General features: G+C 59.7%; 6 protein-coding genes. All 6 read left to right on the top strand.

Features of this window, described 5'->3' with window-relative positions:
* Positions 1-686, top strand: a 686-nt coding sequence (locus VL202_RS19495) for an NADH-quinone oxidoreductase subunit H (protein WP_325465736.1), incomplete at its 5' end; no start/stop codon positions are given.
* Between the two features lie 64 nt (positions 687-750).
* Complete coding sequence (nuoI, locus tag VL202_RS19490) at positions 751-1,242, top strand: NADH-quinone oxidoreductase subunit NuoI (RefSeq protein ID WP_056331807.1); 492 nt, start codon at positions 751-753, stop codon at positions 1,240-1,242.
* Positions 1,243-1,372: 130 nt separating this feature from the next.
* Positions 1,373-1,987 carry an NADH-quinone oxidoreductase subunit J gene (locus VL202_RS19485; protein WP_325465735.1) on the top strand — a complete coding sequence of 205 codons (615 nt, stop codon included), beginning with the start codon at positions 1,373-1,375 and terminating at the stop codon, positions 1,985-1,987.
* Between the two features lie 27 nt (positions 1,988-2,014).
* Positions 2,015-2,323: an NADH-quinone oxidoreductase subunit NuoK gene (nuoK, locus tag VL202_RS19480; RefSeq protein WP_025426592.1), complete on the top strand. Its 309-nt coding sequence runs from the start codon at positions 2,015-2,017 to the stop codon at positions 2,321-2,323.
* 7 nt (positions 2,324-2,330) lie between these two features.
* Positions 2,331-4,325 (top strand): NADH-quinone oxidoreductase subunit L, encoded by a 1,995-nt coding sequence (gene nuoL, locus VL202_RS19475; protein ID WP_056331804.1) that lies wholly within the window; start codon positions 2,331-2,333, stop codon positions 4,323-4,325.
* Positions 4,325-5,273: NADH-quinone oxidoreductase subunit M (locus VL202_RS19470; RefSeq protein ID WP_325465734.1), on the top strand; the 949-nt coding region annotated here is incomplete at its 3' end. The genes nuoL and VL202_RS19470, both read left to right, overlap by 1 nt.

Here is a 5,273-nt window from a genome sequence, read left to right as displayed (position 1 = left end):
TTCTGGCGATCTCTTCGCTCGAAGTCTACGGCGTCATCATGGGCGGCTGGGCATCGAACTCGAAATATCCGTTCCTCTCGGCTCTGCGCTCGGCTGCACAGATGGTGTCCTACGAAGTCTCGATCGGCTTCGTCATCGTCACCGTCCTGCTCTGCGTCGGATCGCTCAATCTCACCGACATCGTTAATTCGCAGCGCGACGGCCTCGGCACGATGATGGGCCTGCCGGGCTCCTTCCTCGACTGGTACTGGCTGCCGCTGTTTCCGATGTTCATTGTCTTCTTCATTTCGGCGCTGGCCGAGACCAACCGTCCGCCTTTCGACCTGGTCGAAGCGGAATCGGAACTGGTCGCCGGCTTCATGGTCGAATACGGCTCCACCCCCTACATGATGTTCATGCTCGGCGAATATGCCGCCATCTGCCTGATGTGCGCGCTGACGACGATCCTGTTCCTCGGCGGCTGGCTGCCCCCGGTCGACGTCTGGTTCCTGAACTGGGTCCCGGGCATCGTCTGGTTCGTCCTCAAGGCGTCGATGGTGTTCTTCATGTTCGCCATGGTAAAGGCCTTCGTGCCACGCTATCGCTACGACCAGCTGATGCGACTGGGCTGGAAGGTGTTCCTTCCGCTGTCCATCGCCATGGTCATCATTGTCGCAGTCACGCTGAAACTGGTGGTGTGGGCCTGATGTCCGATATCCGTTTCGCAAAATCGGCCCGCCTGTCCGCGGCCGGCATGTTTGGAGGTTGATGATGGCCGGTTTCTCCCAAGCCGTCAGTTCGCTGTTCCTCAAGGAATTCGTCGGTGCGTTCTTCCTGTCGATGCGTTATTTCTTCGCGCCCAAGGCGACGGTGAACTATCCCTTCGAAAAGGGGCCGCTCAGCCCGCGCTTTCGCGGCGAGCATGCGCTGCGCCGCTATCCGAACGGCGAAGAGCGCTGCATCGCCTGCAAATTGTGCGAGGCGATCTGTCCGGCCCAGGCGATCACCATCGAAGCCGGCCCACGCCGCAACGATGGCACGCGCCGCACGGTGCGCTACGACATCGACATGGTGAAGTGCATCTATTGCGGGTTCTGCCAGGAAGCCTGTCCGGTCGACGCGATCGTCGAGGGGCCGAATTTCGAATTTTCCACCGAGACGCGCGAAGAGCTTTATTACGACAAGGACCGGCTGCTTTCCAACGGCGACCGCTGGGAACAGGAAATCGCCCGCAATATCGCGATGGACTCGCCCTACCGCTGAGAAGCGGCTATGCGCTTGCCCGGCCGGGCGGGCTTGAAACAGATTAAGGGCGTCGGCCGGGTTGACCGGTCCGCCGAATGGGAACTGGCAATTGCCAGATTGCCCAGGGAAGACGAAAAAGGCACCGATCATGGGTCTGCAGGCTCTTTTTTTCTATCTTTTTTCCTTCGTCGCGGTCGCGTCGGCGTTCATGGTCATTTCGGCGCGCAACCCGGTTTACTCCGTGCTGTTCCTGATCCTGACCTTCTTCAATGCCGCCGGCCTGTTTCTCCTGACGGGCGCCGAATTCCTGGCGATGATCCTGCTCGTCGTCTATGTCGGCGCGGTCGCGGTTCTCTTCCTCTTCGTCGTGATGATGCTTGATATCGACTTTACGCAGTTGCGGGCGGGCGTGCTTGAATATGCGCCGGTCGGCGCGCTGGTCGGCATCGTTCTCGCCGCCGAACTGATCATTGTCGTTGCCGGCAGCACATTCTCGCCGGAACTGGCCAAGACGGTCGCCATGCCGATACCGGCTGCTGCCGATCGCACCAATACCGCCGCCCTCGGCGACGTGATCTACACCCATTACATCTATTTCTTTCAGATCGCGGGCCTGGTGCTTCTGGTCGCCATGATTGGCGCGATCGTGCTGACCCTGCGTCACCGCGTCAACATCAAGCGCCAGGATATCGTGCAACAGGTCGCCCGCTCGCCGAACACCGCTGTCGAAGTGGTCAAGGTGAAGCCGGGGCAGGGCCTCTAAGGGCGGACAGGTCAAGGAACAATCATCATGGAAATCGGTATTTCCCACTATCTGACCGTCAGCGCCATCCTGTTTACGCTCGGCGTCTTCGGCATCTTCCTCAACCGCAAGAATGTCATCGTCATCCTGATGTCGGTGGAACTCATTCTGCTGGCGGTGAACATCAACATGGTCGCCTTTTCGTCGTTCCTCAACGACATCACCGGCCAGGTGTTCGCTTTGTTCATTCTGACCGTCGCGGCTGCGGAAGCGGCTATCGGTCTTGCAATTCTCGTCGTCTTCTATCGCAACCGCGGCTCTATCGCCGTGGAAGACGTCAATATGATGAAAGGCTGATCGGGCTATGAATACGATGATTCAGGCGATCGTTTTCCTGCCGCTGATCGGCTTTCTGATCGCGGGCCTGTTCGGCACCTCGATCGGCGCCAAGGCTTCCGAATATGTCACCAGCGGTTTCATGGTGATCGTCGCCGTCCTTTCCTGGCTGGTCTTCTTCAACGTGGCGCTCGGCGAAACGGAGATGATCAAGGTTTCGATCATGCGCTGGGTCCAGTCCGGCAGCTTCGATACCGAATGGGCATTCCGCGTCGATACGCTGACCGCCGTCATGTTCGTCGTCGTCAACACCGTCTCGACGCTCGTTCATATCTATTCGATCGGCTATATGCACCACGACCCGCATCGGCCGCGCTTCTTCGCCTATCTGTCGCTGTTCACCTTCGCCATGTTGATGCTGGTGACCTCCGACAATCTCCTGCAGATGTTCTTCGGCTGGGAAGGCGTCGGTCTTGCCTCCTATCTGCTGATCGGCTTCTGGTACAAGAAGCCGACGGCTTCGGCCGCGGCGATGAAGGCCTTCATCGTCAACCGTGTCGGCGACTTCGGCTTTGCACTCGGCATATTCGGCATCTTCGTGCTGTTCGGCTCGGTGAATTTCGAAACCATCTTCGCAGCTGCTTCGACCTATCTTCCCGCCGAAGGTGCGGCGGCCGGTGAGGCCGTCATCAACCTGTTCGGCATGCAGCTCGGCAAGGCGGATGCGATAACGGGCGTCTGCCTGCTGCTCTTCATGGGCGCGATGGGCAAGTCGGCGCAGTTCCTGCTGCACACCTGGCTGCCGGACGCCATGGAAGGCCCGACCCCGGTCTCGGCGCTGATCCATGCTGCAACGATGGTAACCGCCGGCGTCTTCCTCGTCGCCCGCATGTCGCCGCTGTTCGAACTGTCGCACACGGCTCTGATGGTCGTGACCGTGGTTGGCGCGATAACCGCTTTCTTCGCCGCGACCGTCGGCCTCGTGCAGAACGACATCAAGCGCGTCATCGCCTATTCGACCTGTTCGCAGCTCGGCTACATGTTCGTGGCCCTCGGCGTCGGTGCCTATGGCGCCGGTATCTTCCACCTGTTCACGCACGCTTTCTTCAAGGCTCTGCTGTTCCTGTGCGCCGGATCGGTGATCCATGCCGTCGATGGCGAGCAGGACATGCGCCACATGGGCGGCCTGCGCAAGCACATCAAGTGGACGTTCCTGATGATGATGATCGGTACGCTGGCCATCACTGGCGTCGGTATCCCGTTCTCGGGCATCGGTCTCGCGGGCTTCATCTCAAAGGACATCATCATCGAGTCTGCCTACGCCGCGCATTCGCCGGTTGCCGGCTTCGCCTTCACGCTGCTTGTCATCGCCGCCTGCTTCACCAGCTTTTATTCCTGGCGCCTGATTTTCATGACCTTCTACGGCAAGCCGCGCGCTTCCCACGACGTCATGCATCACGTCCATGAATCGCCGATGGTCATGCTGGTGCCGCTGTTCATCCTCGGCATTGGCGCGGTGGCGGCCGGCATGGTGTTCGAAGGAGATTTCTTCGGCCATCACTACGCCGAATTTTGGCAGGGTGCGCTGTACACCGGACCGGAAAACGAAATTGTAGAGCACTTCCATCACGTTCCGGCCCTGGTTGCGTTGAGCCCCTTTATCGCGATGATCCTTGGCTTCGTCGCAGCCTGGTACATGTATATCCGCTCGCCCGAAACGCCGAAATATCTGGCGGAACAGCATCGCGGCCTCTACCAGTTCCTGCTCAACAAATGGTATTTCGACGAGCTTTACGACTTCCTGTTCGTTCGTCCGGCAAAGCGCATCGGTGTCTTCCTCTGGAAGGAGGGCGATGGCCGGGTGATTGACGGCTATGGCCCGAACGGCATTGCCGCGCGCGTCATGGACGTCACAGACCGGGTCGTCCGGCTGCAGACCGGTTACCTCTATCACTATGCCTTCGTGATGCTCATCGGCATCGCGGCGCTCGTTACCTGGATGATGCTCGGGAGCTCCTTCTGATGACCGATTGGCCCATTCTCTCCGCGGTCACCTTCCTGCCGCTGGTCGGTGTTGCTCTTCTGCTTCTGATGCGTGAAGACAGCCCGTCCGGCCGCCGCAACATCCTCAACATCTCGCTGTTGACGACGATCGTCACCTTCATCGTCTCGCTCTGGGTCTGGTGGAATTTCGACGCGTCGAATCCCGGCTTCCAGATGGTGGAGAAACATGCCTGGCTCGGCACCGGCATTTCCTATCATCTCGGCGTAGACGGCATCTCGGTGCTCTTCGTCGTCCTCTCGGCCTTCCTCATGCCCTTCTGCGTGGCCGCCAGCTGGCTGTCCGTCGAGAAGCGCCTGAAGCAGTACATGATCGCCTTCCTGCTCCTGGAAGTGTTCATGGTCGGCGTCTTCGTGTCGCTGGATATCGTGCTGTTCTACGTCTTCTTCGAAGCCGGCCTGATCCCGATGTTCATCATCATCGGCGTCTGGGGCGGCAAGGACCGCGTCTATGCGTCCTACAAGTTCTTCCTCTATACGTTGCTCGGCTCGGTGCTGATGCTGCTCGCCATCATGGCGATGTACTGGCAGGCCGGCACGACCAGCATTCCGGAACTGCTGGCCTACGACTTCCCGCGCCAGATGCAGACCTGGCTGTGGCTGGCCTTCTTCGCCTCGTTTGCGGTGAAGATGCCGATGTGGCCGGTTCACACGTGGTTGCCGGACGCGCACGTCCAGGCGCCGACGGCGGGCTCGGTCATCCTGGCCGCCATCCTGCTGAAACTCGGCGGCTACGGATTCCTGCGCTTCTCGCTGCCGATGTTCCCGCTTGCGTCTGATTTCTTCGCACCGTTCGTCTTCACGCTGTCGGTCGTCGCGATCATCTACACCTCGCTGGTGGCGATGATGCAGTCCGACATCAAGAAGCTGATCGCCTATTCCTCGGTCGCCCATATGGGTTACGTGACGA

This window comes from Pararhizobium sp., assembly GCF_035497515.1.
Classification (GTDB): domain Bacteria; phylum Pseudomonadota; class Alphaproteobacteria; order Rhizobiales; family Rhizobiaceae; genus Pararhizobium.
The sequence above is the reverse complement of the archived record's forward strand: the minus strand, read 5'-3'. Positions and strand labels throughout refer to the sequence as shown.

Coding starts and splice junctions, on each gene's coding strand:
- nuoI (WP_056331807.1), top strand. CDS start 751: ATGGCCGGTTTCTCCCAAGCCGTCAGTTCGCTGTTCCTCAAGGAATTC.
- VL202_RS19485 (WP_325465735.1), top strand. CDS start 1,373: ATGGGTCTGCAGGCTCTTTTTTTCTATCTTTTTTCCTTCGTCGCGGTC.
- nuoK (WP_025426592.1), top strand. CDS start 2,015: ATGGAAATCGGTATTTCCCACTATCTGACCGTCAGCGCCATCCTGTTT.
- nuoL (WP_056331804.1), top strand. CDS start 2,331: ATGAATACGATGATTCAGGCGATCGTTTTCCTGCCGCTGATCGGCTTT.